General features: G+C 61.9%; 10 protein-coding genes and 1 pseudogene. 10 read left to right on the forward strand and 1 reads right to left on the reverse strand.

The window, feature by feature from the left end:
• Nucleotides 1-205 precede the first annotated feature (205 nt).
• On the forward strand, nucleotides 206-2371 hold the full coding sequence (locus tag E8E91_RS17030) for a mechanosensitive ion channel family protein (protein WP_280377197.1): 2166 nt from the start codon (nucleotides 206-208) through the stop codon (nucleotides 2369-2371).
• A gap of 201 nt (nucleotides 2372-2572) precedes the next feature.
• Here E8E91_RS17030 and glnA read toward each other — a convergent pair whose 3' ends face one another.
• A complete protein-coding gene (gene glnA / locus E8E91_RS17035) occupies nucleotides 2573-3976 on the reverse strand; it encodes a glutamate--ammonia ligase (RefSeq protein WP_069086056.1) in 1404 nt (467 codons plus the stop codon).
• Between the two features lie 337 nt (nucleotides 3977-4313).
• On the opposite strand from glnA, the gene thiI reads away from it, so the two are divergent.
• From thiI to E8E91_RS17080, 9 genes and pseudogenes are all read left to right on the forward strand, one after another.
• Nucleotides 4314-5768 (forward strand): tRNA uracil 4-sulfurtransferase ThiI, encoded by a 1455-nt coding sequence (thiI, locus tag E8E91_RS17040; protein WP_280377180.1) that lies wholly within the window; start codon nucleotides 4314-4316, stop codon nucleotides 5766-5768.
• A gap of 126 nt (nucleotides 5769-5894) precedes the next feature.
• The gene (gene typA / locus E8E91_RS17045; protein WP_280377184.1) at nucleotides 5895-7712 is read left to right on the forward strand and encodes a translational GTPase TypA; all 1818 of its coding nucleotides are present in this window, start codon (nucleotides 5895-5897) and stop codon (nucleotides 7710-7712) included.
• Nucleotides 7713-7934: 222 nt separating this feature from the next.
• Nucleotides 7935-8735: an inositol monophosphatase family protein gene (locus E8E91_RS17050; protein WP_280377187.1), complete on the forward strand. Its 801-nt coding sequence runs from the start codon at nucleotides 7935-7937 to the stop codon at nucleotides 8733-8735.
• An 82-nt stretch (nucleotides 8736-8817) separates the two neighbouring features.
• Nucleotides 8818-10167: an MFS transporter family glucose-6-phosphate receptor UhpC gene (gene uhpC / locus E8E91_RS17055; protein ID WP_280377188.1), complete on the forward strand. Its 1350-nt coding sequence runs from the start codon at nucleotides 8818-8820 to the stop codon at nucleotides 10165-10167.
• A gap of 406 nt (nucleotides 10168-10573) precedes the next feature.
• Nucleotides 10574-12250 carry a ShlB/FhaC/HecB family hemolysin secretion/activation protein gene (locus tag E8E91_RS17060; protein WP_280377198.1) on the forward strand — a complete coding sequence of 559 codons (1677 nt, stop codon included), beginning with the start codon at nucleotides 10574-10576 and terminating at the stop codon, nucleotides 12248-12250.
• A 98-nt stretch (nucleotides 12251-12348) separates the two neighbouring features.
• Nucleotides 12349-24057 (forward strand): filamentous hemagglutinin N-terminal domain-containing protein, encoded by an 11709-nt coding sequence (locus tag E8E91_RS17065; RefSeq protein ID WP_280377190.1) that lies wholly within the window; start codon nucleotides 12349-12351, stop codon nucleotides 24055-24057.
• 397 nt (nucleotides 24058-24454) lie between these two features.
• Nucleotides 24455-24664: a hypothetical protein gene (locus tag E8E91_RS17070; protein WP_280377192.1), complete on the forward strand. Its 210-nt coding sequence runs from the start codon at nucleotides 24455-24457 to the stop codon at nucleotides 24662-24664.
• Between the two features lie 117 nt (nucleotides 24665-24781).
• Nucleotides 24782-25096, forward strand: a complete 315-nt coding sequence (locus E8E91_RS17075) for a hypothetical protein (RefSeq protein ID WP_280377194.1) — start codon at nucleotides 24782-24784, stop codon at nucleotides 25094-25096.
• A gap of 94 nt (nucleotides 25097-25190) precedes the next feature.
• Nucleotides 25191-25288, forward strand: a pseudogene (locus tag E8E91_RS17080) (transposase); the annotation flags it as partial.

Consider the following 25288-nt stretch of genomic DNA (forward strand, 5'->3'; position numbering starts at 1 on the left):
GGGACATTTCGGCAGGTTTCGGCCGTTCGACTCTCGCTGCAGCGAACCCTCGGGAGCCCGCGCTGTCACTGTTGCCGCTGCTGACTGCGAAGCCGGCCGTCCCGCGTGAGTGGGTGGTAAGCCAGCTTTTGTATGATGCGATTCGCTTTCATCGTTTTTGGGTGCTCCTCCCGTGCCAATTCCATCCTTGCCCGCCATCCGCTTCCTGTTCCCGCTGCTGCTCTGCCTGCTGGTCGGCCTGGCCGTTCCCGCTCAGGGCCAGGCAGCGCTGCCCAACCCGCTGGCGACCAGCTCCTCAAGCAGTGCACAGGTCAGCGATGCCCAGCTCGAACAGTCGCTCAACCAGGTGATCCGAACCCTTGAGAACGACCAGCAGCGCGCCGACCTGCTGAAGAAGCTGAAGCAATTGCGCGATGTCACCGGCAAGGAGAAGGAAAGCGAAGGCGGCGTGATCGGCCTGATCGGCGATACCCTGGGCAGCCTGGAAAAGCAGTTCCAGGGCGATAACAGCCCCCTGGTGATCTGGAGTAACCAGTTCCGCCTGGCCCGCGCCGAAGTGGTAGAGCGCCTGCCCGGCTGGCGCGACTGGCCGGGGATCGTGTTCAACTTCGGTGTGGTCATCCTGCTCTGGGCCTGCCTGGCAAGCGCGCTGCTCTGGCTGGGCCGGCGCATGCGTGAGCGGTTCGGCCTGTCGGCGGAGTTGCCGCAGCATCCCAAGACCCGCGACCTGGTGCTGTTCGCCCTGCGCAAGCTGGGGCCCTGGCTGATCGCCTTCTTCATCACCCTCTACCTGTCGTTTGTGCTGCCCAGTTCCCTGAGCAAGACCCTGGCGATGGTCATGGCCTACGTGCTGGTCTGCGGCACCCTGTTCTCCGCCCTCTGCGTGATCTGCCTGTCGATGCTCAGCGGCCCGCACCGAATCCGTGCACTGGATATCCTGCGACGCCAGGCGTTCCGTCCGTTGTGGCTGATCGGCAGCTTGGCGGCCCTGGGCGAGGCGGCCCACGACCCGCGTCTGGTGGAGGGGTTGGGCGAGCACACGGCGCTTTGCCTGAGCACCCTGGCCAATGCCATCGCGGCGGTGTTCACCGCGCTGTTCGTCCTGCGTTTCCGCCGTCCCATTGCCCACCTGATCCGCAACCAGCCGCTGGAGCGCCGCCTGAAGCGCCGTGGGTTGCACGAACTGGTGGAACTGGTCGGCTCCCTGTGGTTCGTGCCGGTGCTGCTATTGGTGGGAACCTCGCTCTTCGCCACCTTCGTTTCCGCCGCCGACAGCAGCGTCGCCCTGCGTCGCGCCCTGGTTTGCGCGATGCTGGCAGTGGTGGCGATGACGGTGATCGGCCTGCTCAGCCGGCGTTCCGGTCGTGGTGAAGGGCATCGGCGCAGTGCCCCCTACGTCGAGCAGTTGCAGAGCTTCGGCCTCACCCTGGTGCACCTGTTCGTGGTGCTGTTCTTCGTCGAGGTGGGGCTGCGGGTCTGGGGTATGTCGCTGATCCGCTACGCCGAAGGCGAGGGCTCGGAAATCAGCATGAAGATGGTCAGCTTCGGCACCACCCTGCTGGTCGCCTGGCTGGTCTGGATCCTTTCCGACACCGCCGTTCAGCACAGCCTCGGCGTCAACGGCAAGAGCCGGGCGAACACCCGGGCGCTGACCATGCTGCCACTGATCCGCAACGTGCTGTTCGTGACCATCGCGGTGATCGCGCTGATCGTCGCCCTGGCCAACATGGGCATGAACGTCACGCCGCTGCTGGCCGGCGCGGGGGTCATCGGCCTGGCGATCGGTTTTGGTGCGCAGTCCCTGGTGGCGGACCTGATCACCGGCCTGTTCATCATCATTGAGGACTCGCTGTCCATCGACGACTACGTGGACGTCGGCGGCCACCTGGGCACGGTGGAGGGGCTGACTATCCGTACCGTGCGCCTGCGCGACCTGGACGGCGTGGTGCACACCATCCCCTTCAGCGAGATCAAGAGCATCAAGAACTACTCGCGGCAGTTCGGCTACGCCATGTTCCGCTGGCCGGTGCCGGCGAGCATGCCGATCGACGACGCGGTGGCGCTGGTGCACGAAGTGGCCAAGGAACTGCGCAGCGACCCGGAAGTGCGCCGCAGCCTGTGGTCGCCCCTGGAGCTGCAGGGGGTGGAAAGCTTCGATAACGGCCAGGCGATCCTGCGTTTCCGCTTCAAGACCGCGCCGATCAAGCAGTGGGAAGTGCAGCGGGCGTTCAACCTGCGCCTGCGCAGGCGCCTCGACCAGACCGGCCTGGAACTGGCGATGCCGCGCCTGAACGTCCAGCTCAGCCGGATGCGCCAGCCAAGGGCCGAACCGCCGGAAGGGCAGGGTGTGCCGGTGGATGAGGGGATATGAGTGAATCACTCCCTTGTAGGGGCGAATTCATTCGCCAGGCAGGCCGAAGGGCTGCCCAGCGATCCTGATTTGGGCAACTGCGCTGCCCTTGGCGAATGAATTCGCCCCCACAGGAAGAGCAGCCTCTACTACCGGCCCAGCAATAAAAAAGGCCTCCCGAGGGAGGCCTTAATGTTGAAGCTATTTATAGGTATTCGTGGATCAGACGCTGTAGTACAGGTCGTATTCCAGCGGGTGCACGAAGGTGCGCACCTTGATTTCTTCTTCGCTCTTCAGCTCGATGTAGGCATCGATGAAGTCGTCGGAGAACACGCCGCCCTTGGTCAGGAACGCACGGCCCTTGTCCAGCTCTTCCAGGGCTTCTTTCAGGCTGCCGCAAACCTGCGGGATTTCCTTGGCCTCTTCCGGCGGCAGGTCATACAGGTTCTTGTCAGCGGCATCGCCGGGGTGAATCTTGTTCTGGATACCGTCCAGACCGGCCATCAGCAGAGCTGCGAAGCACAGGTAGGGGTTGGCAGCCGGGTCCGGGAAGCGCGCTTCGATGCGGCGGGCTTTCGGGCTGTTCACGTACGGGATACGGATGGAGGCGGAACGGTTGCGGGCGGAGTAGGCCAGCATTACCGGAGCTTCGAAGCCGGGAACCAGACGCTTGTAGGAGTTGGTAGCCGGGTTGGTGAAGCCGTTCAGGGCCTTACCGTGCTTGATGATGCCGCCGATGAAGTACAGGGCGGTGTCGGACAGGCCGGCATAGCCTTCGCCAGCGAAGGTGTTCTTGCCATCTTTGGAGATGGACATGTGAACGTGCATGCCCGAGCCGTTGTCGCCGTACAGCGGCTTCGGCATGAAGGTCACGGTCTTGCCGTAAGCGTCGGCAACGTTGTGCACGCAGTACTTCAGGGTCTGAACTTCGTCAGCCTTGGCAACGAGGGTGTTGAACTTCACACCGATCTCGTTCTGGCCAGCGGTGGCCACTTCGTGGTGGTGAACTTCTACCACCAGGCCCATTTCTTCCAGGGCGTTGCACATGGCGGTACGGATTTCGTGGTCGTGGTCGACCGGCGGTACCGGGAAGTAGCCGCCCTTCACGCCCGGACGGTGGCCCTTGTTGCCGCCTTCGATGTCGGCGTCGGTGTTCCAGGAAGCCTGCTCGGAGAAGATCTTGAACATGGAACCGGAGATGTCGGACTTGAACTTCACTTCGTCGAAGATGAAGAACTCCGGCTCCGGACCAACGAATACGGTGTCACCGATACCGGTGGTCTTCAGGTATTCCTCGGCGCGGCGGGCGATGGCGCGCGGGTCGCGATCGTAGCCTTGCATGGTGCTCGGCTCGATGATGTCGCAGACCAGGATGATGGTCGGCTCTTCGGTGAACGGGTCCAGAACGGCAGTGCTGTCGTCCGGCAGCAGGATCATGTCGGAAGCTTCGATGCCTTTCCAACCTTCGATGGAGGAGCCGTCGAACATCTTGCCGTGTTCGAAGAAATCGTCATCGGCGTCACGGGCCGGCATGGTCACGTGCTGCTGCTTGCCTTTGGTATCGGTGAAGCGCAGATCAATCCACTTCACGTCGTGTTCTTTAATCAGTTGAAGCGACTTCGACATGTTGTCCTCCGGATGGAAAGGGGGGCGGGGAACCGTTAACCCCTCAAAGAATTCGTAGTGAAGCCGGGGCGGGATAGTCCGCCAGGGCGACCTGCCTCACAAGGGAGCAATTAGCGTGCCAGTGCCCCGTTATGGGCAGAAGCCCTAAAACTCGCGCCTGGCGGGGGCTTGGCCCTGAATGCGAGCGTTTTTGCGCACCTTTTTTGTGCTCATCGTGGTGCGTGTGATCCATTTTGGTGCGCTGCAGGCTTTGCTGAAGGAAATTGGTCAAAGCTTGAACAATTTCCGCTATAATCCGCGCCCCTCTTTTTCGGCCGCCGTTGCAGGCGCTGTTTTCATGAAACTCATCGTCAAAGTCTTCCCGGAAATCACCATCAAGAGCCGGCCGGTGCGCAAGCATTTCATCCGCCAGCTCTCGAAGAACATCCGCGCGGTCCTGAAAGACCTGGACCCGGAGCTCGAGGTGACCGGTGTCTGGGACAACCTTGAAGTCCAGACTCGACAGACCGAGCCGAAGCTCCTGCGCGAAATGATTGAGCGGCTGACCTGCGTCCCCGGTATCACCCACTTCCTCGAAGTGCACGAGTACCCGCTGGGCGACTTCGACGACGTGCTGGAAAAGTGCAAGCTGCACTACGCCGACCAGATCCCCGGCAAGATCTTCGCCGTGCGCTGCAAGCGCGCCGGCAAGCATGAATTCACCTCCATGGAGCTGGAGCGCCACGTCGGCAGCCGCCTGCGCCAGGAGTGCAACGCCGCCGGCATTTCCCTGAAGAACCCGGAAGTGGAAGTACGGATGGAAGTGCGCGACCAGCGCCTGTTCGTCATCCACCACCAGCACGACGGCATCGGCGGTTACCCGCTGGGCTCCCTGGAGCAGACCCTGGTGCTGATGTCCGGTGGCTTCGACTCCACCGTCGCCGCCTACCAGATGATGCGCCGCGGCCTGATGACCCACTTCTGCTTCTTCAATCTCGGCGGCCGCGCCCACGAACTGGGCGTGATGGAAGTGGCCCACTACCTGTGGGAGAAGTTCGGCCGTTCCCAGCGCGTGCTGTTCATCAGCGTGCCCTTCGAGGAAGTGGTCGGTGAAATCCTCAGCAAGGTCGACAACAGCCAGATGGGCGTGGTGCTCAAGCGCATGATGCTGCGCGCCTCCACCCACATGGCGCGCAAGTTGACCCTGGATGCGCTGGTGACCGGCGAAGCCATTTCCCAGGTGTCCAGCCAGACCCTGCCCAACCTCTCGGTGATCGATTCGGCCACCGACATGCTGGTGCTGCGTCCGCTGATCGCCAGCCACAAGCAGGACATCATCGACACCGCCACCCGCATCGGCACCGCCGAGTTCGCCAAGCACATGCCCGAGTACTGCGGCGTGATCTCGGTGAACCCGACCACCAAGGCCAAGATTGGTCGCATCGAACATGAAGAAGAGCAGTTCGATATGGCCATCCTCGAGCGTGCCCTGGAGCGCGCGCGCCTGGTGCCCATCGACCGGGTGATCGACGAGCTGGGCCAGGACGTGGCCGTGGAAGAAGTGCGTGAAGCCCTGCCGGGCCAGATCGTCATCGACATCCGCCATCCCGATGCCCAGGAAGACGACCCGCTGGAGCTGCCGGGCATCGAAGTGCAGGCGCTGCCGTTCTATGCGGTCAACAGCCGTTTCAAGGAACTGGACGCCAACCGCCAGTACCTCCTGTATTGCGACAAGGGCGTGATGAGCCGCTTGCACGCTCACCACCTGCTCAGCGAGGGACACGCCAATGTGCGCGTTTATCGCCCGGCCTAAACAGCCCGGGCTGTTCGGCGGCAGCATCCGCCACCGCCCTCCCGATTGCCGGCCCTGAGTCGCAGTTCATTCATATGCGCCGCCTAGACTTCGCGGCAAACCGAATCCTCTGATCGAGATACAAACGTGATCGAAAAACTCCGCAATATCGCCATCATCGCCCACGTCGACCATGGCAAGACCACCCTGGTAGACAAGCTCCTGAAGCTGTCCGGCACCCTCGACCGCAAAGAAGCGGAAAGCGAGCGCGTGATGGACTCCAACGACCAGGAAAAAGAGCGCGGCATTACCATTCTGGCGAAGAACACCGCCATCAAGTGGAACGGCTTCAACATCAACATCGTGGACACCCCCGGCCACGCCGACTTCGGCGGTGAGGTTGAGCGCGTGATGTCCATGGTGGACTCCGTACTGCTGGTGGTGGACGCCCAGGACGGCCCCATGCCGCAGACCCGCTTCGTGACCCAGAAGGCGTTCAAGGCCGGCCTGCGTCCGATCGTGGTGGTGAACAAGATCGACCGTCCGGGCGCGCGCCCTGACTGGGTCATCGACCAGATCTTCGACCTGTTCGACAACCTCGGCGCCACCGACGAGCAGCTGGACTTCCCGATCGTCTACGCCAGCGCCCTGAACGGCATCGCTGGTCTCGACCACGAGAACATGGACGACAACATGGACGCCCTGTTCCAGGCCATCATCGACCACGTGCCGGTACCGGACGTAGACGTCGACGGTCCGTTCCAGATGCAGATCTCCCAGCTGGACTACAACAGCTTCCTCGGCGTAATCGGCATCGGCCGTATCGCCCGTGGCCGCGTCAAGGCCAACACCCAGGTAGTCGCCATCAGCGACGACGGCACCCGCCGCAACGGCCGTATCCTGAAGATCATGGGCCACTCCGGCCTGCAGCGCGTCGAAGTTGCCGATGCTGAAGCCGGTGACATCGTCTGCGTGAGCGGCATGGAAGAGCTGTTCATCTCCGACACCCTGTGCGACCCGCAGAACGTCGAAGCCCGTCCGCCGCTGACCGTTGACCAGCCGACCGTGAGCATGACCTTCCAGGTCAACGACTCGCCGTTCGCCGGCAAGGAAGGCAAGTTCGTCACCAGCCGCAACATCAAGGACCGTCTGGAGAAGGAACTGCTGCACAACGTGGCCCTGCGCGTTGAAGCGGGCGAATCTGCCGAGAAGTTCAAGGTCTCCGGCCGTGGTGAGCTGCACCTGTCCGTACTGATCGAAACCATGCGCCGCGAAGGCTTCGAGATGGCCGTTGGCCGTCCGGAAGTGGTGATCATCGAGAAGGACGGCGAGAAGCAAGAGCCGTACGAGAACGTCACCATCGACATCGAAGAGCAGCACCAGGGCTCCGTGATGGAGCAGATGGGTCTGCGTAAGGGCGATCTGACCAACATGATCCCCGACGGCAAGGGGCGCGTGCGCCTGGAATACACCATCCCGGCACGTGGTCTGATCGGCTTCCGTAACAACTTCCTGACCCTGACCTCGGGTACCGGCATCCTGACTTCGACCTTCAGCCACTACGGCGCGATCAAGGCCGGCGAAGTCAGCAACCGTCAGAACGGCGTACTGGTCTCCATGGCCACCGGCACCGCCCTGACCTACTCGCTGGAAACCCTGCAAAGCCGCGGCAAGCTGTTCCTCGGCCCAGGCGACGAAATCTACGAAGGCCAGCTGGCCGGCATCAACAGCCGTGACAACGACCTGGTGATCAACCCCACCAAGGGCAAGAAGCTCGACAACATGCGCGCTTCCGGCAAGGACGAAGTCATCGCCCTGGTTCCGCCGATCCGCTTCACCCTGGAGCAGGCTCTGGAATTCATCGCTGATGACGAACTGGTGGAAGTGACTCCGAAGTCCATCCGCCTGCGCAAGAAAATGCTGAACGAGAACGACCGCAAGCGCTACGAGCGCACCAAGGTCTGATCTCCGATCAGTGAATGAAAAAGCCCCCGCCGGAGTGATTCGGCGGGGGTTTTCTTTTGGGGCACTATCTCCCCGGTCCGCGTGACTATAGGGCCGCTCCTCGCTTCGTCTTCCGCTCGGGACCTTTCCCCTGGCCCTATCAGACTGGACCCTCTAGGCCAGCCTCCGTCGAGTTGCTCTCATGGACGCCCGTTCCGCAGGGGTGATGAAAGGAGAGTGGCGATGGCGTTGCAGACCGGACAGCATTTGGACGAGTGGCTGGAATTCGCACAGGGCCTGGTAGCGGAGAGCAGGAAGCTACTGGCGTCCCGCAGCGACTGGCGCTCGCGGTTCAAGCTGGACCGTACCTTGGTCACGCAGTTGGACCTTGATATCGAGCGACGGCTCGTCGAGCGCATCCTGCAGCGCTACCCGGACCATGGCGTTCTGGGCGAGGAGTTCGGCGCCCGAGCCCGGGACGCGGAGTGGCTGTGGGTGCTGGACCCCATTGATGGCACCGCCTCCTTCATGGCCGGCATGCCGGTCTACGGCACGCTGATCGCGCTCCTGCACCAGGGCGTACCGGTGCTGGGCGTGATCGACCAGCCGGCCACCGACGAGTGTTGGATCGGCTGCCAGGGGCGGCCCACGCAATTGTTCAACCGCGACGGTCGGCACCAGTGCCGCACCCGCGCCTGCGCCGACCTGGCCCAGGCATTCGTCTCGGTCAGCAGCCCCGACTTCTTCCAGCCGGACGAGCAGCCGGTATTGCAGGGCTTCCGTCAGCGCAGCGGCTGGCGTGTCTACGGCGGCGCCTGCCGCAGCTATGGCCTGCTGGCCTCCGGGCGCACGGACCTGGCTCTGGATGCCGGCCTCAAGCTCTACGACTACGCCGCTATGTGCCCCATCGTCGAGGGTGCCGGCGGCATGATCAGCGATTGGGAGGGGCGGCCGATCACGCTGGACAGCGGCAGTCGGGTGCTGGCGGCGGGTGACCCGGCCCGTCATCGCGAGGCGCTGGAGCTGATTCAGCAACTGGCCTGAAGCGGGGTACGCGCAGCGCGGCTAGAGCTGGTCGCTGCCAATAAAAAGAGGGCCGCAACGGCGCCGACATGGGAGAGCACACATGTCCTTGAACAGATGGTTGGGCTGGCTCCGCGCCATGCCGGAAGCCCCGGTGGAGAAGAGTCGGGAGGAGATCGACGCCGCCTATCGCCATTGGCGTATCCACATCATGCTGGGCCTTTATGCCGGTTACGCCGTGTTCTACTTCACCCGCCGCAGCTTCAACTCCATCATGCCCGCGATGCTGGACGACCTCGGCTGGGAGCGGGCCGCCGGAGGGGCCATCCTGTCGATGTTCTACATCGTCTACGGCGCGTCGCGCTTCATCTCCGGGATGCTGAGCGACCTCGCCAACCCGCGTTACTTCATGGGCCTGGGCCTGATCATCACCGGCGTCATCAATATCCTCTTCGGCTTCAGCAGCAGCTTGCTGGCCTTCACCGCGCTGTGGACGCTGAACGCCTTCTTCCAGGGCTGGGGCTGGCCGCCGTGCGCCAAGCTGATGACCGTTTGGTATTCACGCAACGAGCGTGGCTTCTGGTGGGCGGTCTGCAACACCTCGCACAACGTTGGCGGCGCACTGATACCGCTTCTGGCCGCGACATTGGCGATGAGCGTCGGTTGGCGCTACGGGATGATCGTGCCGGGCATGATCGGCATCGCCGTCGGCCTCTTCCTGTGCTGCCGCCTGCGCGACCGACCAGCCTCGATGGGGCTGCCGACGGTCGGTACCTGGCGGCGAGATGAACTGGAACTGGAGCAGGAACAGAGCAGCGCCAGGCTTCCGATGTGGCCGATCCTGCAGCGCTATGTGTTTGGCAACCGTTTCATCTGGCTGCTGGCGGCGTCCTACCTGTTCGTCTATGTGGTCCGCATCGGCATCAACGACTGGGGCAACAAGTACCTGCAGGAGCAGCACGGGTACGACCTGCTCACCGCGAACTCTGCGATCTTCTGTCTGGAGGTGGGCGGCTTCCTCGGCACCCTCGTCGCCGGCTGGGGCTCGGACCGCTTCTTCAGGGGCGACCGGGTGCCGATGAACATCCTTTTCACCCTGGGCATCCTGCTTTCGGTGGCGCTGCTCTGGGCGATACGCATTGATCACTATCTGCTGATCGCCGGCAGCTTCTTCCTTCTCGGCTTCTTTATCTTCGGGCCGCAGATGCTGATCGGCATGGCGGCGGCGGAAGCTGCGCACAAGGAATCCGCCGGCGCCGCCACCGGTTTCGTCGGCGTGTTCGGCTATCTGGGCGCAGCGCTGTCCGGCTACCCGCTGGCCAAGGTGACCGATACCTGGGGCTGGGACGGCTTCTTCCTGGCGCTGTCCGTCACCACCTTGCTTTCCGCCATGCTGCTGCTGCCACTGCTGGGGCCGCGCAAGCGGTCGGGCTTGGTGAGCAGGAGGGCCTGAGCAGGTGCTGGTCGGTGTGTATCCGCAACTATCATCGTAGGCAAAGAGCAGTCTTTGTTTTTCTAATCAATCAGTTAGAGCTAAGTAGGTGCCTCCTTTTCCCAGCCGCACAAGAAAGTTCTGAACGAAACGACCGCAAGCACTACGAGCGCACCAAGGTCTGATCTCCGATCAGTGAATGAAAAGCCCCCGCCGGAGCGATCCGGCGGGGGCTTTTTCTTGGCTACTCAGGCAACCATTCGGCACATCAGTCCTGGACAAATATTCCTTCACACAGGCAATAGCGAAATTTCCACTGCACGCTAAGTTGCCATCCTGCATACCCTCATACGGATGACTGTTTCCATTCGCATCGGTTTGAACCCAATCGATTGCGAAGGACTGCCCGTTGCTCTTTTCTCGATTCATCGCCCCCGTTTTGCTGCTGGTGATTTGCACGCCGTTAGCTGTACTGGCGGAAGTCTCGCCCGGTGACCGCGACCTGATTCGCGAGCGACAGGAGCGTCTGCTGCAGGAACAGCAGATGCGCCTGGAAGAACTCCAGCAACTACCCGGTAGGCCCTTCGAAAGCGCTCCGGAGCAGGTAGTGGAGAAGGGGCACTGCTTCGAGATCCGCCAGATCGATATCCAGGGCGCAACGCTCCTGGCGCAAGACAAGCGAGATGAACTGCTGGCCCCCTTCATCGGCCACTGCCTCGGTGTCCCCCAGCTCAACGAACTGCTCAAGCTCATCACCGGCCACTACCTGGATCGGGGCTACGTCACCACCCGCGCCTATCTGCCGCAGCAGGACCTCTCCACTGGCAGGCTCACGATCATCGTCATCGAGGGCAAGCTGGAAGGCCTCGACAGCTCCGAACTCGCCAGCGACCGCGAGCTGGCCATGGCTTTCCCCGGCCGCACCAGTGAGGTGCTCAATCTTCGTGAACTGGAGCAACTGGTCGACCATCTGAACCGCCTGCCATCCCGTCAGGCGCAGCTGGAACTGGTACCCGGCGAACAGGTCGGTGGCAGCCGTGTGCACCTCAAGGGCACTCGCAGCAAGGCCTGGCGAGCCTCGGCCGCGCGCAACAATGATGGCGACATCAGCACTGGCGAGCAGCAGATGGGGCTCGGGCTGGACTGGGATAGCCCGCTGGGCCTGGCCGACCAGCTCAGCCTGCGTGCCAACAGCGATGCGGTCAGCGACCAGTGGCGGCACTCCGACAACCAGAGCCTCTACTACAGCCTGCCCTGGGGCTGGTGGACCTTCAGCTACAACTACAGCCAGAGCTACTACCGCACCCGCAACGACAGCTCCGGATTCGCCTTTGCCCTGGATGGCGACAGCAAGACCCATCAGTTGCGCGCCGAGCGCGTCCTGCACCGCGACAACGTGAGCAAGACGGCCTTCAACTTTGGCCTCAGCCATCTGCGCACCCGCAACTACATCGACAACGCCCTGGTGGACGTTTCCAGCACTCGCCTCACCGAAGGTCAGCTGGGCTTCAACCATGGCCGCCGCGTAGGTACCGCCTTCGTCAACCTGGATGCCGGCCTGCAGCGCGGCAACGGCGCGCTGGACGCTCAGGGATCGGGCGATCCCCATGGCAGCGAACCGGTGGCTCGCTACACCAAGTACAGCCTCACCCTCAGCTACTTGCAGCCCTTTCAGCTCTGGGGCGAGAACTTCAGCTTCGACAGCCTCGCTTACGGGCAGCGCAGCGAAGACGTGTTGTTCGGCCCCCAGCGCATCAGCCTCGGCGGCCTCAGCTCGATACGCGGGTTCAAGGACCAGTCCCTGTCCGGGGACAGCGGCGGCTATTGGCGTAATCAGTTGCGCTGGCGTCGAGCGATCACCTGGGAGCCGCTGCAGCCGTGGTTTCAGGAGTACGGCGCGGCACTGGCTTATGACCTGGGCGTGATCCATGGCAACCGGCACAACCCGCAGGCGCATGGGCGCATGAGTGGCGACGCCATCGAGCTGAACTTGCGTGGGCAGTACCTCGCCGCTTCGGTGACGTTCGCCCGTTCGTTGGAGCGCCCCGACCTGATCGAACACCGCGAGAGCCCGATCTACTTCCGCGTCGACGCCTTCTTTTAGCAGGTCGGCTTACCAGCACTTCGCGCCCGTTCCGGAGCTTTCCGAGCGGACGAATTTAGCGTTTCGCGGTCACCTACAGGCCGCTGGAGAGGAAACACATGGACGTTCGCAGCCCCCTCAACCAATGCATCGCCCTGGCCCTGGCCGGCATCCTCTTTCTCAACCCGATCGTCGTCGCCGCTGCCGAACTGGCGGTGGACGCCTCCGCCGGGGGCAACACGCAACTGGGCCAGGCCGGCAATGGCGTGCCGGTGATCAACATTGCTACCCCCAACGGCAGCGGGCTGTCCCACAACAAATTCCGCGAGTACAACGTCGGCCAGCAGGGTCTGATTCTCAACAATGCCACCAACAAGACCCAGGCGACCCAACTGGGCGGCCTGATCATCGGCAACCCCAATCTCCAAGGCCGCGCCGCCAGCACCATCCTCAACGAAGTCACCGGTGGCAACCGGAGCCGCCTAGCCGGCTATACCGAAATCGCTGGCCAGTCGGCACGGGTCATAGTCGCTAACCCCCACGGCATCACCTGTAACGGCTGCGGTTTCATTAACACCCCGCGCGCCACTCTGAGCACCGGTAATCCCGTGATCGAATCAGGACGGCTCGATCGCTTCGAGGTGGACGGTGGTGACATTGCCATCGAAGGCGCTGGCCTCAACGCCAGCAATATCGGCGAGTTCGAACTCATCACCCGCAGCGCCAAACTCAACGCCGAACTCCACGCGCAAAAACTGAGCATCGTGGCCGGCCGTAACGACGTGCAGGCCGACAGTCTGGCCGCCACCGCGCGTGCCGACGACGGCAGCGCCAAGCCGGAACTGGCCATCGACAGCTCCGCCCTGGGCGGGATGTACGCCGGCGCTATTCGTCTGGTGGGTACCGAGGCGGGCGTTGGCGTAAGGCTGGCGGGCGACATGGCCGCCAGTGGCGGAGATATCCAGATCGATGCCAACGGCAGGCTGACCCTCGCGCAGACGGCGGCCGCCGGCAACCTGGAGGTCACCGCACAGAGCGCCGAACTGGCCGGCAAGACCTACGCCGGCGGCAGCGCCAAAGTCATCACTCGCGCAGATCTGGACAATCGCCAGAGCCTGGCTGCTCGTGATGCGGTGCACCTTTCCAGTGGTGGTCAACTGCACAACAGCGGCATCGTCGAAGCTGGCGTCAATCCGGACAACAGTCGTAATGCCACCGGCGACCTGTATGCCTCGGCAAATGACTTGCGCAACAGCGGCAGCCTGGTGGCCAGTCGCAACCTCGAAGCCAATGCCAGCCAGACGCTAAGCAACCAAGGTGGCACCCTCAGCGCCCAGGGCAACGCCCGCGTCTCCGCCGGCAAACTGGACAACCGCCAGGGCAGGGTGCTGACCAAAGGCGACCTGGCGCTTAGCGCCGTCGAACTGGACAACCAGGCCGGGCTGGTGAATGGCGCCGGCCAGGTACAGGTTCAGGTGGGCCACCTGGACAACCGGGGTGGTGAGCTGTCCAGCCAAACCAGCGTCAAGCTGCAGGCCGGCAGCATCGACAACCGCAGCGGCAAAGTCATCGGCGAACAGACGCTGCAATTGGAAGTCAGTGGAGCGGTGAACAACCAGGGCGGCAGCCTTGGCGCCAACCAGCAATTGCAGGTCAAGGCCACCAGCCTCGATAACAGCCAGCAAGGCGATGTCAGCAGCCAGGGCGGCCTCGATGTGCAGGTGGCGGGCAAACTCGACAACCATGGCCAGGGCCGGATTGGCGCCAATGGCGCGGCCAGGGTTCAGGCGGGCTCCCTGGATAACCGCGCCGGTCAACTCATCAGTGGTTCGACCCTGGATTTGCAAACCGGTCTTGTGGATAACCGCAATTCAGGCCGGATTGCCAGCAACGGCAAGCTTACGGCCAGCATCGCCGGGCTGGACCAGCAGGGTGGCGGAAAGCTGTACAGCAACTCCGAACTCGACTTGGACCTCCATGGCGGCACCTTGAATAACAGCGGCGGCCTGCTCAATGCGCCGGGCCAGTTGCTGCTGAAGAACCTGGGTGATGTCAGCAACCAGGGCGGCGAAATCTCCAGCCAGCAGGCCTTCACGCTGGCTGCGCGCAGCCTCGACAACAGCAGCGGCAAGCTGCTCAGCGCCCAGTCCCTGACTTTGCGCATCGACCAGGCACTCAAGAATCTCAGTGGTCTGATTTCCGCCGCTGCGCTCGATGTTCGAAGCGCCTCCCTGGACAACGGCGGTGGTCTGCTGACCGGCACCGGAGACCTGCTGGTGAGGGTCGGCAGCCAAGTCGGCAACCGCAGCGGTGAGATCTCCAGCGGTGGTACAACCCGGCTGGAAGCCGCCAGCCTGGATAATCAGGGCGGCGACCTATTGGGCGACAACGACCTGGCAGTGTCCTTGAGCGGTGCGCTGGATAACCGGGGAGGTACCCTCGGCACCGGAGGTGACCTCAAATTACAGGCTGCCAGCGTCGACAACCGCCGGGGCACCCTCGTGGCGGATGGAGCACTGAACGCTCGTGTCAGTGGCCAGCTCGACAACCAGGCGCAAGGCAATCTGCTCGCCAAGGGCCCCTTGGCGATCCAGGCCGATCGTCTGGATAACCGAGCTGGTCAGGTCAGTGGCCAGGGCCCGGTCGCGATTGATGCGAACCAACTGGACAATGTTAGTGGCAGGCTCGCGGCCAATGGTTCGCTGGTACTCCGGGCGAACCAGCTGGACAACCGCCAGCAAGGAACGATCAGCAGCAAGGCCGACCTGACCTATCAGGGCCAACGCCTGGACAATCAGAGTGGCCGCATCACTGCCGCCGGCCCTCTGTCTATTGAGGTTGAGGAGGTACAGAACGCCCAGGGCCGTATCGCCAGCCAGGGCGACCTGAGCGCGACGCTCGGGAGCTTGGAGCAGCAGGCCGGTGAACTGGTCGCCAAAGGATCACTCCAACTTCGCGCCCGTAGCCTGGACAACCGGCAGGGCGGCCTGGTGGGCAGCACAAAGGCGCTGAAACTCGAGATTGGCGATATCGACAACCGTGGCGGCGAGCTGTCCAGCCAGGTAGGCGTCAGCCTTGTCGGTCAGCGTCTCGACAACCGCGGCGGCAAGTTGTTGGCCGGCAACCAACTGGTCCTCGCCGTGGATCGATTGCTCAATCAGGCCAAGGGTCTGATCTTTGGCCGTCACGCCACCACCGTCGACGCCCACAGCCTGGACAACAGCGGCGGCACCTTGGTCAGCGCCACGTCGCTGCTCATTGCCCTGACGCCCAAGGTCGACGGGCTGGAAGGCGAACTGGTCAATCGCCAGGGCCTGATCAGCAGCGAGGGTACGCTGGCGCTCCAGGCCAGCCGGATCGACAACCAGGGAGGCGCCCTCTCAAGCGCAGCTGACCTCGGGCTGGTCAGCGCTGGCCAACTGGACAACAAACGCGGTTCCATCGTCAGCGACGGCAACCTCGCTGTGGCCAGCGCCAGCCTCGACAACAGCGAGGCGGGAGTCCTCAGCGCCAAGGGCAACGCACATATAGATACCGGGGCGCTGAACAACCGCCAGGGCGGCAAGCTCACCACCGCCGGCGCGCTGGAGTTGGACGCCGGCCAGGTTGACAACAGCGCCAATGGCCGCATTGCTGGTGGCCAGAGCCTGACCGCCAAGGTCACCGGTCTGGACCAGCATGACGGCGGCGAGCTGTTCAGCAAGGCCAACCTCAGTCTCGACCTGCAACAGGGGCTGTTGAACAACAGCGGCGGCGGCCTGATCAACAGCCCCGGCCGGCTCCTGCTGCAGAACCTGGGGCAGGTCATCAACCAAGGCGGTGAAATCTCCAGCCAGCAGGGCTTCACCCTGGCTGCAGGCCAATTGGATAACGCCGGCGGCAAGCTGCTCAGCAACCAGGCGCTGGTGCTGCGCATCGCCCAGGCTCTGGATAACGTCAAAGGAACGGTTTCTGCCAAGGGGTTGGACCTGCGCGCCGGTAGCCTGGACAACCGCGGAGGGCTGCTCAGCAGCCGTGACCTGTCCACGCTCGTGGTGACCGGCCACTTCGACAACCAGCATGGAGCCGTGTCAGCCAGCGGCCAGCTCGACCTGACTGCCAGCACACTGGACAACCGTGTTGGCGAAATCGCCGGCAAGGCGGATGTTCAGGCGAGCATCGCGACCCTCGACCAGCGCGGCGGGTTGCTGATCGCTCAGGGTGCTTTGTCCCTGAAGGGGCAGCGCCTCGACAACAGCGGAAACGGCCTGGTCGGCGCGACTCAGGGCCTGTCCCTCACCATTGATGAAATCGACAACCGCGGTGGCGAGATCTCCAGCCAGGAGGCTGTCCAGATCGTCGGTGAGCAGCTCGATAACAGCGATGAAGGCCGGCTGCTGGCTAGGACCCGCCTGGGTATTGCCGTCGAGCACGTGATCAACCGCACCAAAGGCCTGATATCCGGCAGGGCTGGAGTGAACCTGGCAGGCCGCAGTCTGGACAACAGCGGCGGCCGCCTGCTCAGCCAGCAGGCCGTGGCCATCGCCCTCGGCGAAGCGCTGACCAACCAGCAGGGCCTGATCAACAGCGAAGGTCGTCTCGACCTATCCGCCGGCAAACTCGACAACAGCGACGGCCGTATATCTAGCGCGGGCGCCATGAACATCCTCAGTAGTGGTGCGCTGAGTAACGACGGCGGCCAACTGCTGACGGACAGCACCTTGATGTTGTCCAGCGCCAGCCTGAGCAACCGTCAGGGCGTGTTGTCCACCAAGGGCAAGACCCAGCTCACCACCGGCCGTCTCGACAACAGCCAGGGGCAACTGACCAGCGCCGATGCACTGGACCTGGCCACGGGTGAACTCATCAACCACGGCGGCCGCATCGGCAGCCAGCAGGCCCTCGCCGTTAGCGCCAGCGGCCTGGCGCAACAGGGCGGCCAGCTGTTCAGTAATGCCGGCCTCAGTCTCGACCTCCAGGGCGGTGACCTGGACAACCGCCAGGGCCTGATCAACGCCCCCGGCCAGTTGCGGCTAGAGAACCTCCGCAAGGTGGACAATCAGGGCGGCGAAATTTCCAGTCAGCAGAGCTTCATGCTGGCCGCGCGCAGCCTCGACAACACCAGCGGCAAGCTGCTCGGCGCTCGGGCGCTGACCCTGCGCGTTGACCAGGCACTGGCCAACCTCAAGGGCCTGATTGCCGCCGCCCGTCTCGATGTCGCGGCCGCCAGCCTGGCCAACGCCGATGGCACCCTGACCAGCCGCAGCGATACCCGGGTAACTATCAGCGGCGTCCTGGCCAACGACCAGCAGGGACTGATCAACGCCGCCCAGCAGCTCACCCTGAAGGCCGACAACCTCAACAACCGTGGCGGCAGCCTGTTGGCCGGCAGCGCCCTCGACCTACGTGCCCAATCCATCGACAACCGCGACAACGGCCTGATCAACAGCCAAGGCGATCTCGGCCTTCAGAGCGGGACACTGGATTCCAGCCAGGGTGGCGAGGTCTCCGCCAAGGGCGCCCTGAGCCTCTTAGTCGACCGGCTGACCCAACGCCAGGGCCGCCTTATCGGCGCCTCCGGCCTGACGCTCGACCTCAACGGCGGTGACCTGGACAACCAGGGCGGTCTGATCCTCGCCCAGGGCCCGCTCAACCTCCAGCGCCTGCGCGATCTGGCCAACCAGGGCGGCGAAATCAGCAGCAGCGAGAGTTTCGTCCTTGCCCTGCGCGACCTCGACAACAGTGGTGGCAAGCTCATCAGCAGCGGTCAGCTTGGCCTTAGCGGCTCGCAGCTGCGCAATCAGGGCGGCCTGATCTCCGGTTGGCAGGGCCTCAGCGTCAGCGGCCAGAACCTCGACAACCGCAACGTCGGCACTCTCTCCAGCCGCGACGGTAATCTGTCCGTTACCCTGAGCGGTGACCTGCAGAACACGGGCGAAGGTGCATTAGTCAGCCAGGGCAGTCTGGCCCTCAAGGCCGCCAGCCTGGACAACAGCAACAAGGGCATTCTCTCCAGCGGTGGCGACCAACAGCTCGATGTCGCCACATTGCTGGACAACAGCGCGGGCGGGCAGATCGATAGCGGCGCGAAATTGACCCTGAAGGCCGCCAACCTGAACAACGCCGCCGGTACTCTGCAGGCGCAACAGGCGCTCACCCTGAACGCCGCCACTCTGAACAATAGTGCCGGCAATATCGCCGGCAACGCCGCGCTCACCCTCAACCTCCTCGGCGTCTTCGCCAACGCTAACGGCAAGCTGGCCAGCGTGGGTCCTCTGTTGCTGCAGGGCGCCACCCAGGTCGACAACCAGAACGGCCAGATCGTCAGCCAGGGCCTGCTGACTCTGCTCACCGGTGGTCTGGACAACAGCAATCGCGGCACCGTCGCGGCCAATGACGCGCTGCTGCTGACAGTGACTGGCGCAGTGCAGAACGACAACGACGGCCTCATCTATAGCCGTGATGCTGGTGTGCGCATCCAGTCCGCCAGCATCGACAACGGCCTGGGCACCGTGCAGGCCAATGGCGATCTGGAGATTATCAGCGGCGCCTTCTCCAACCTCGGCGGACGGGCCATCAGCCAGGTCGGCAACCTGGATATCAACGCCGACACCTTGGACAACCGCGGCGGCACCCTCGCTAGCTTGCAGGGCTGGGTAAAGGCCCGCCTGAGTGGCTGGCTCAACAACAGTCTTCACGCTGACAAGGGCGGTGTACTCCAGGGGCAATCCCTGGAGCTTGCAGCCGCCTCGGTGGCCAATCAGGGCGGGCACCTCTCGGCCCGCTCCGGCAACGCCCTGCTGAGCGTCGCCAGCCTGGACAACAGCCAGGGTGCGCTGTTTGCCAAGCAGCTGCTCAAGGTCGACGGCAACAACCTGACCAACGCCGGGCAGATCGCCGCCGGCACGGTGGACTTCAGCCTGGCCGGGGCGTTGAACAACCAGGCCGGCATCATCGAAAGCGACAGCATTCTGACCTTGGCCGCTGCCTCCCTGGATAACCGCAGTGGTCAGCTGCGCGCCTTAGGCACAGATGGCCGCACCCAACTGACCGTGCAAGGCCTGCTGGACAACCGCAACGGCACCCTGGAAACCGCCAACCTCGAGTTCGGCCTGGCGGCGGGCAGTCTGCAGAACGTCGGCGGTACCCTGCTGCACGTCGGCAGTGGCGCCTTCGACATCGCCTTGCCCCACGTCGCCAATGCCGGCGGCAGCATTGTCACCAACGGCGGCCTCACCCTCGCCGCCGACAGTTGGACCAACAGCTCCATCATCCAGGCCGGCCGCCTGACGGTGAACGTCGGCCAGTTCCATCAAACCGCCAGCGGCCAATTGCTGGCCAGCAACACCTTCGTCGGCAGCGGCGGAAACTGGAGCAACGATGGCCTGATCGCCAGTGACGGCGTGCTCAGCCTCGTCCTCGGCGGCAGTTATAGCGGCTACGGACGGGTCACCAGCCTAGGCGACCTGAGCATGAGTGCCACCCAGTTGATCCTGCCCACCGCCGGACGCATCACCGGGGGTGGCAGCACCAACGTTTGCGTGGGCGGCCTGTTCAGCAACCGCGGCGTGATGACCTCGGCTAGTGGCCTGATGGTCAGTGCAGGACAGCTGAACAACTACGGCACCCTGGGCAGCGCAGATCAGCTGCGCCTGACGACGCCGACCCTGCTCAACGAGAACGGCCTGATCTTCAGCGGTGGCGACATGGCGCTGCGGGTGGGCAGCTTCACCAACCGCTATGCGGATGTGTACAGCCTCGGCGCGCTGGATATCGCCGCGAACGACGAAGGCGCGCTCAGCTCGTTGTTGGAGAACATCTCCGCAACCCTGGAAAGCGTCGGTGATATGAGTCTGGCGGCGGCTAGCATCATCAACCGTAAGGACTTTTTCTCCGTATCCGAGCGACTGGTTGCCGGCTCCATTACCTTCCACTGCTACGACTGCAAGGGGAGGCACTACGACTTCGATTACTTCGTCAACGAAGAAATCGAGCGCACGGTAACGGCGGACTCGGCTGCTTCGACTATCGCGGCAGGCAACAACCTCAACGTTTCTTCCAGCACCTTCAACAACCAACACAGCCTGGTATCGGCTGCGGGCAACCTCACGATCAACACTGGGGTCTTCAAAAACGAAGGCGCTGCAACGGAGAGCATCATCCGCTCCCGCACATTCCGCAAAACCGACGATACCGAGCCTTCTTCCGTGTTCTACGGATTCATCAATGGTCAGTTGGCGGAATACAACAAGTACAACTCGAGATTCGTCCATCAGTACACGAAGAAGAAGGGAGGCCGGGAGCCAGTCGAGATCATCTTGGGTACCGGGGATCAGGTAACCAGTACACCCAATCCATACTTCAATCCCAGTTTTGAGCACGGAATACCGGACCGCTTCTATAGCTACATCCTGGCCAGTTCTTCCGAGACCACTATCAATAGTGGTGTCGCGGCGAACGCCATCGTCCAGGCTGGCGGCAACGTGTACATCAATGCGTCCAGCAGCCTGGGGAATGGCGTCAGTCGCAGCAATGTCGCTCATGCGGGCGGCAGCAACAGAGCCACCGACACCTCAGTGGCTTCCGGCACGAGCGGCACAGCGATTCGTATCAATGCCCAGTTGCCACCGGATCTGGCCCAGCAGCAGGTCAACCCCCTGACCCTCCCTGGTTTCCGCATACCCAGTGAGCCAAATGGCCTATTCCGCCTGAGCGGCATCTCCGCCAGTGATGTCGATGCGATGCAGGCCGAACACGGCCCGCAGAGCTGGGATATGACCGGTGGCAGCATCGATCTCGCCGAGCGTGAGCGTGACCTGACTGATACCCACGCGCGCCAGGCCCAAATCGATGAGCGAGGGCCGGCAAGCATTGCTATTGGCCAGTTGGGGCTGGGCGATCGTCAGCTCATCGACAGCGCCAGCATTGGGTCCATTCGCATAGAGACAGATGGTGCGTCCGCTGGCGCTGCAGCTCCCGAGCGGACCGGCGTGACCGGCAATCCTTCCCAGGGCGATGCCATCGCGGGCGTGCCGGGCGGCATCATCAATCCACCCGCTCAGACGGTCGATCGCGTCGAGGGATTACCGGCTTCCAGTGACCAATCCAAGCCGCATAAATACCTGGTCGAAACCAACCCGGAACTCACCAACCTCAAGCAATTCCTCAGCTCCGACTACCTGCTCGGCAATCTCGGCTACGACCCGGACCTGGCACAGAAACGCCTGGGCGATGGCCTCTACGAACAGCGCCTGGTGCGCGAGGCCATCGCCGCCCGCACCGGCCAGCGCTTCCTCGATGGCCTCACCTCTGACGAAGCAATGTTCCGCTACCTGATGGACAACGCCGTTGCCAGCAAGCAGCAGCTTGGCCTCAGCGTCGGCGTGAGCCTCTCTGCCGCCCAGGTGGCGGCCCTGACCCACGACATCGTCTGGCTCGAAGAGCACGAGGTGAATGGCGAGAAGGTGCTGGTCCCTGTGCTTTACCTGGCCCAGGCCAACAACCGCCTCGCCCCCAACGGCGCGCTCATCCAGGGCAAGGACGTGGCGCTGATCTCCGGTGGTGAGCTGAGCAACCAGGGCACCCTGCGGGCCAGCAACAACCTCAGCGCCACCGCCGGCAATATCGCCAACAGCGGTCTGATAGAAGCAGGTAACCGCCTTGACCTGCTGGCCACCGACAGTATCCGTAACGCCCAGGGCGGCATCATCGCTGGGCGCGATGTCAGTGCCATCGCCCTCACTGGCGACATCATCAACGAACGTAGCCAGGGCTCGTTGCGCAATGTCGGCCCCACCACACGCCAGGACAGCGTCATGGATAACGCTGCCCGAATCGAAGCTGGCAACAATCTCAGCCTCTCGGCGGGTCGCGATCTCGTCAACATCGGCAGTGTGCTGAGTGCTGGTGGTAATGCCAGCCTGAGTGCGGGGCGAGATCTTCTCATCGCCTCCGCCACCGAAGTGGACTCCGCCGAAGGTCGCGCCAAGAAATCGCGCTGGACTGAAATCGACATCACTCAGCATGCCAGCGAGTTGCAGGTAGATGGCGATCTCGAAATCGAGGCCGGGCGCGATCTCGCAGTCATTGCCAGTCGTCTCGGCGCGGGGGGAGATATCGATCTGGCAGCCGGGCGTGATCTAGATATCGGTTCGGCAGCCAACGAGAGCCACTACGAATACCACTACAAGGGCGGTGGCAAGAAGCTCGATATCCAGAAGGACCAGGTCCGCCAGCTGGGCAGCGAAATCACCGCCGGTGGCGACCTGAGCGTCATCAGCGGCAACGACCTGAGCATCACCGCCAGCCGCCTCGAGGCAAGCGATGAAGCTTATCTCTATGCGGGCAACGACCTGAGCCTACTGGCCGCCGAAGACAGCGACTACAGCCTCTACGACAAGAAGAAAAAGGGCAGCTTCGGCAGTAAGAAGACCCAGCGCGATGAAGTCACCGATGTGCGCAACATCGGCAGCAGCATCACCACCGGTGGCGACCTCACCCTGGTCAGCGAAGGCGACCAGCGCTATCAGAAAGCCAAGCTGGAATCCGGCGCCGACCTGACCTTGGACAGCGGCGGCGAAATCGCCTTCGAGGCAGTGAAAGACCTGCACCAGGAAAGCCACGAGAAGAGCAAGGGCGACCTCGCCTGGGTCAGCACCAAGGGCAAGGGCACCACCGATGAAACCCTGCGTCAGAGCGAACTCGTCGCGCAGGGCGAAATCGCTATCAAGGCGGTGGACGGCCTGAAGGTCGATCTCAAGCACATCGACCAGAAGACCGTTAGTCAGACCATCGATGCCATGGTTCTGGCTGATCCGAATCTGGCTTGGATCAAGCAACTGGAACAGCGCGGGGATGTGGACTGGCAGCGGGTGAAGGAAGTCCACGACAGCTTCAAGTACAGCCATTCGGGAATCGGAGCCGGAGCTGCAATTGCCGTCGCAATTCTCGTTGCAGCTGCAACCTATGGGGCTGCGAGTGGGATGGTGGGAGGTGCCGTAAGTGCCACTGCTGGATCAGGTACGGCGATGGCAGCGGGTACCGCAACCACGACAACTGTTGCAGGTGTCGCCACTACTTCGACCGTAGCTGCTGGTTGGGGCAACGCGATGGCCGCAACAACGCTTTCTTCCGCTGCAGGAACGGGGGCGGCTAGCTTGGTCAGCAATCGCGGGGACTTGGGAGAGACACTGAAAGATGTGACAAGCAAGGACAGCCTGAAGGCATACGCCACTACTGCTCTAATCGCAGGGTTTAGTACCGGTGTAACGGACGGTTGGGGGCGCGAGTTGACGGCAGAGGGTAATTATAAGTTGATCGATTACGGCGATCGACTCAAAGCCTATATGGCAAATACGGCATTGAAAGGATTGTTAAACGGTGAGAACGAAGAGGCTTGGTTGAGCATAGCGTCGACTGGGGCGTTAATGGAGTTGTACCAGTACTCGGTAGGGCGAGATCCAGAAATTAGGCCGGGTATCGACAGGCCGGATGGTCCGAGAGCAATTCCACTGGAGGATGGTACGGTTCCTAATGTTCTGATGGGTGAAGTCGTACTAGAAGGAAAGAATATCGGGCTGAATTGGCCTTCTCTTGAGGCTTGTCAGGCTGTTTATTCAGTTTGTCACGGTACGTATGTTAGTGATGCTTTGAACAAGATCCCGGGGTTTAATTCTTTTGCCACATTGCATGATACTTGGATGAATCAGTTGGAAATTTATAAGGGGGGAGATATGTCGGTTTTGGAAAATTTGGGGAGTATGCCTCCTGCATTGTTTATTAACTATGGCGCGCTCTATGAGAAGTATCGTCTTTTGAACGATTCAGTGAGGAAAAATGAGGGTAAGTAGTTTGTGTTTGGCGTTTTTTTTAGTAGGTGCTTGCGCACCATCTAACTCTGCTTGGAGGGCCGGGATGGATGGTGCTATTGGTAGGGAATTTGGCTTGTATTTAGACCCTCATGGGTACTATGGGAGCCTTTGGTCACCGGTAAATAAGAATAGGGGGTTTGATAAGGTGACTGAAGAAGGAGGGGGGAGACGGTATTTCATTACTTGGATTAGAAGTTGCCAATATTCAATCCTTGTTTCGTCTGGTGGTGTGGTGAGGTCTTGGCGGTATGAGGTCAAAGATATAAAGGACTGCTATGTATTCTAGGGCTTGTGAGAAAAGGGGGTAGATTTATTTCCCCAGGGAAGAAAAGGGGTGCATATGATAAGAATCTTAATCGTATAGGTGACTAGATTCATGGATGAAGTCTTGAAAGATGAGGGGTGGAAAGTGGTCGGGAAAACAATCAGGCAGTTGATTTTTGAGTTGGAAACTTTTGGGGATAAGGATCTAGTGGTTGAAATATCGGCTGATGGGGGGGAGTGGGAAGTCAATTGGGTTGAGGGGAAGTGGTACGCGGACACGGCCACTTACTCAAAAGGATTTGCAAGAATTGGGGCTCTCTGAATTGGCTAATCAGCTTAAGGCACAGGCCGGTCGTGATGTGAATTTTATGATCTATGGATCTGCGGAAACCGCCAAGAGTCGTGGTGCAGGTATTTCTCTATCTAAGTGATATATGCTATGTCCAGTTATATTTTGTTTGGCGCTCGTGATGGTTCTATTTGTCAGGTAAGAGGGGTTGTTGAAGGGGTTTTTGGATTCGTTTTTGAAGAGCGGGAGAGCCTGTATCAAGGGGGAGTGTATTATGTGTATGGAGAAAGGAGTTCTGAGAATTTTGTTTTAAAGGAGAATGTTGATCCGTATGATGATGAGTCTCCAGAGGACGAATTTCCTAATCACAAGGTGCTGCTTTATATAAACTGCACCGAACGCGCGGCAGAGGTAATTAGAATGCTGGCAGGAGCGACAGGCATTGAATTGCTTAGGAATGAATGATTAAAGGACCGAAAAAGGGAACAGATTTATTTTTCCTACTCTAATCCTTTGAATAGAGAACACGTTCTTTTAAGTCTTCATGGAGGGAGAAACCATGCCCAGGGTGGGGCGGGTCCTGTTGGCAAACTACCGCATCACATTGTGCAGCGGGGCCACAACCGACAAGTCGTGTTTGCCGAGGACACTGATTTC

The organism is Pseudomonas sp. BN515 (genome assembly GCF_029873155.1).
GTDB lineage: Bacteria > Pseudomonadota > Gammaproteobacteria > Pseudomonadales > Pseudomonadaceae > Metapseudomonas.

Excerpts from the sequence above, each read along its gene's own strand:
- E8E91_RS17075 (WP_280377194.1), top strand. The coding sequence starts at position 24,782 with ATGTCCAGTTATATTTTGTTTGGCGCTCGTGATGGTTCTATTTGTCAG.
- glnA (WP_069086056.1), bottom strand. The coding sequence starts at position 3,976 with ATGTCGAAGTCGCTTCAACTGATTAAAGAACACGACGTGAAGTGGATT.
- uhpC (WP_280377188.1), top strand. The coding sequence starts at position 8,818 with ATGTCCTTGAACAGATGGTTGGGCTGGCTCCGCGCCATGCCGGAAGCC.
- E8E91_RS17050 (WP_280377187.1), top strand. The coding sequence starts at position 7,935 with ATGGCGTTGCAGACCGGACAGCATTTGGACGAGTGGCTGGAATTCGCA.
- E8E91_RS17070 (WP_280377192.1), top strand. The coding sequence starts at position 24,455 with ATGGATGAAGTCTTGAAAGATGAGGGGTGGAAAGTGGTCGGGAAAACA.
- thiI (WP_280377180.1), top strand. The coding sequence starts at position 4,314 with ATGAAACTCATCGTCAAAGTCTTCCCGGAAATCACCATCAAGAGCCGG.
- E8E91_RS17065 (WP_280377190.1), top strand. The coding sequence starts at position 12,349 with ATGGACGTTCGCAGCCCCCTCAACCAATGCATCGCCCTGGCCCTGGCC.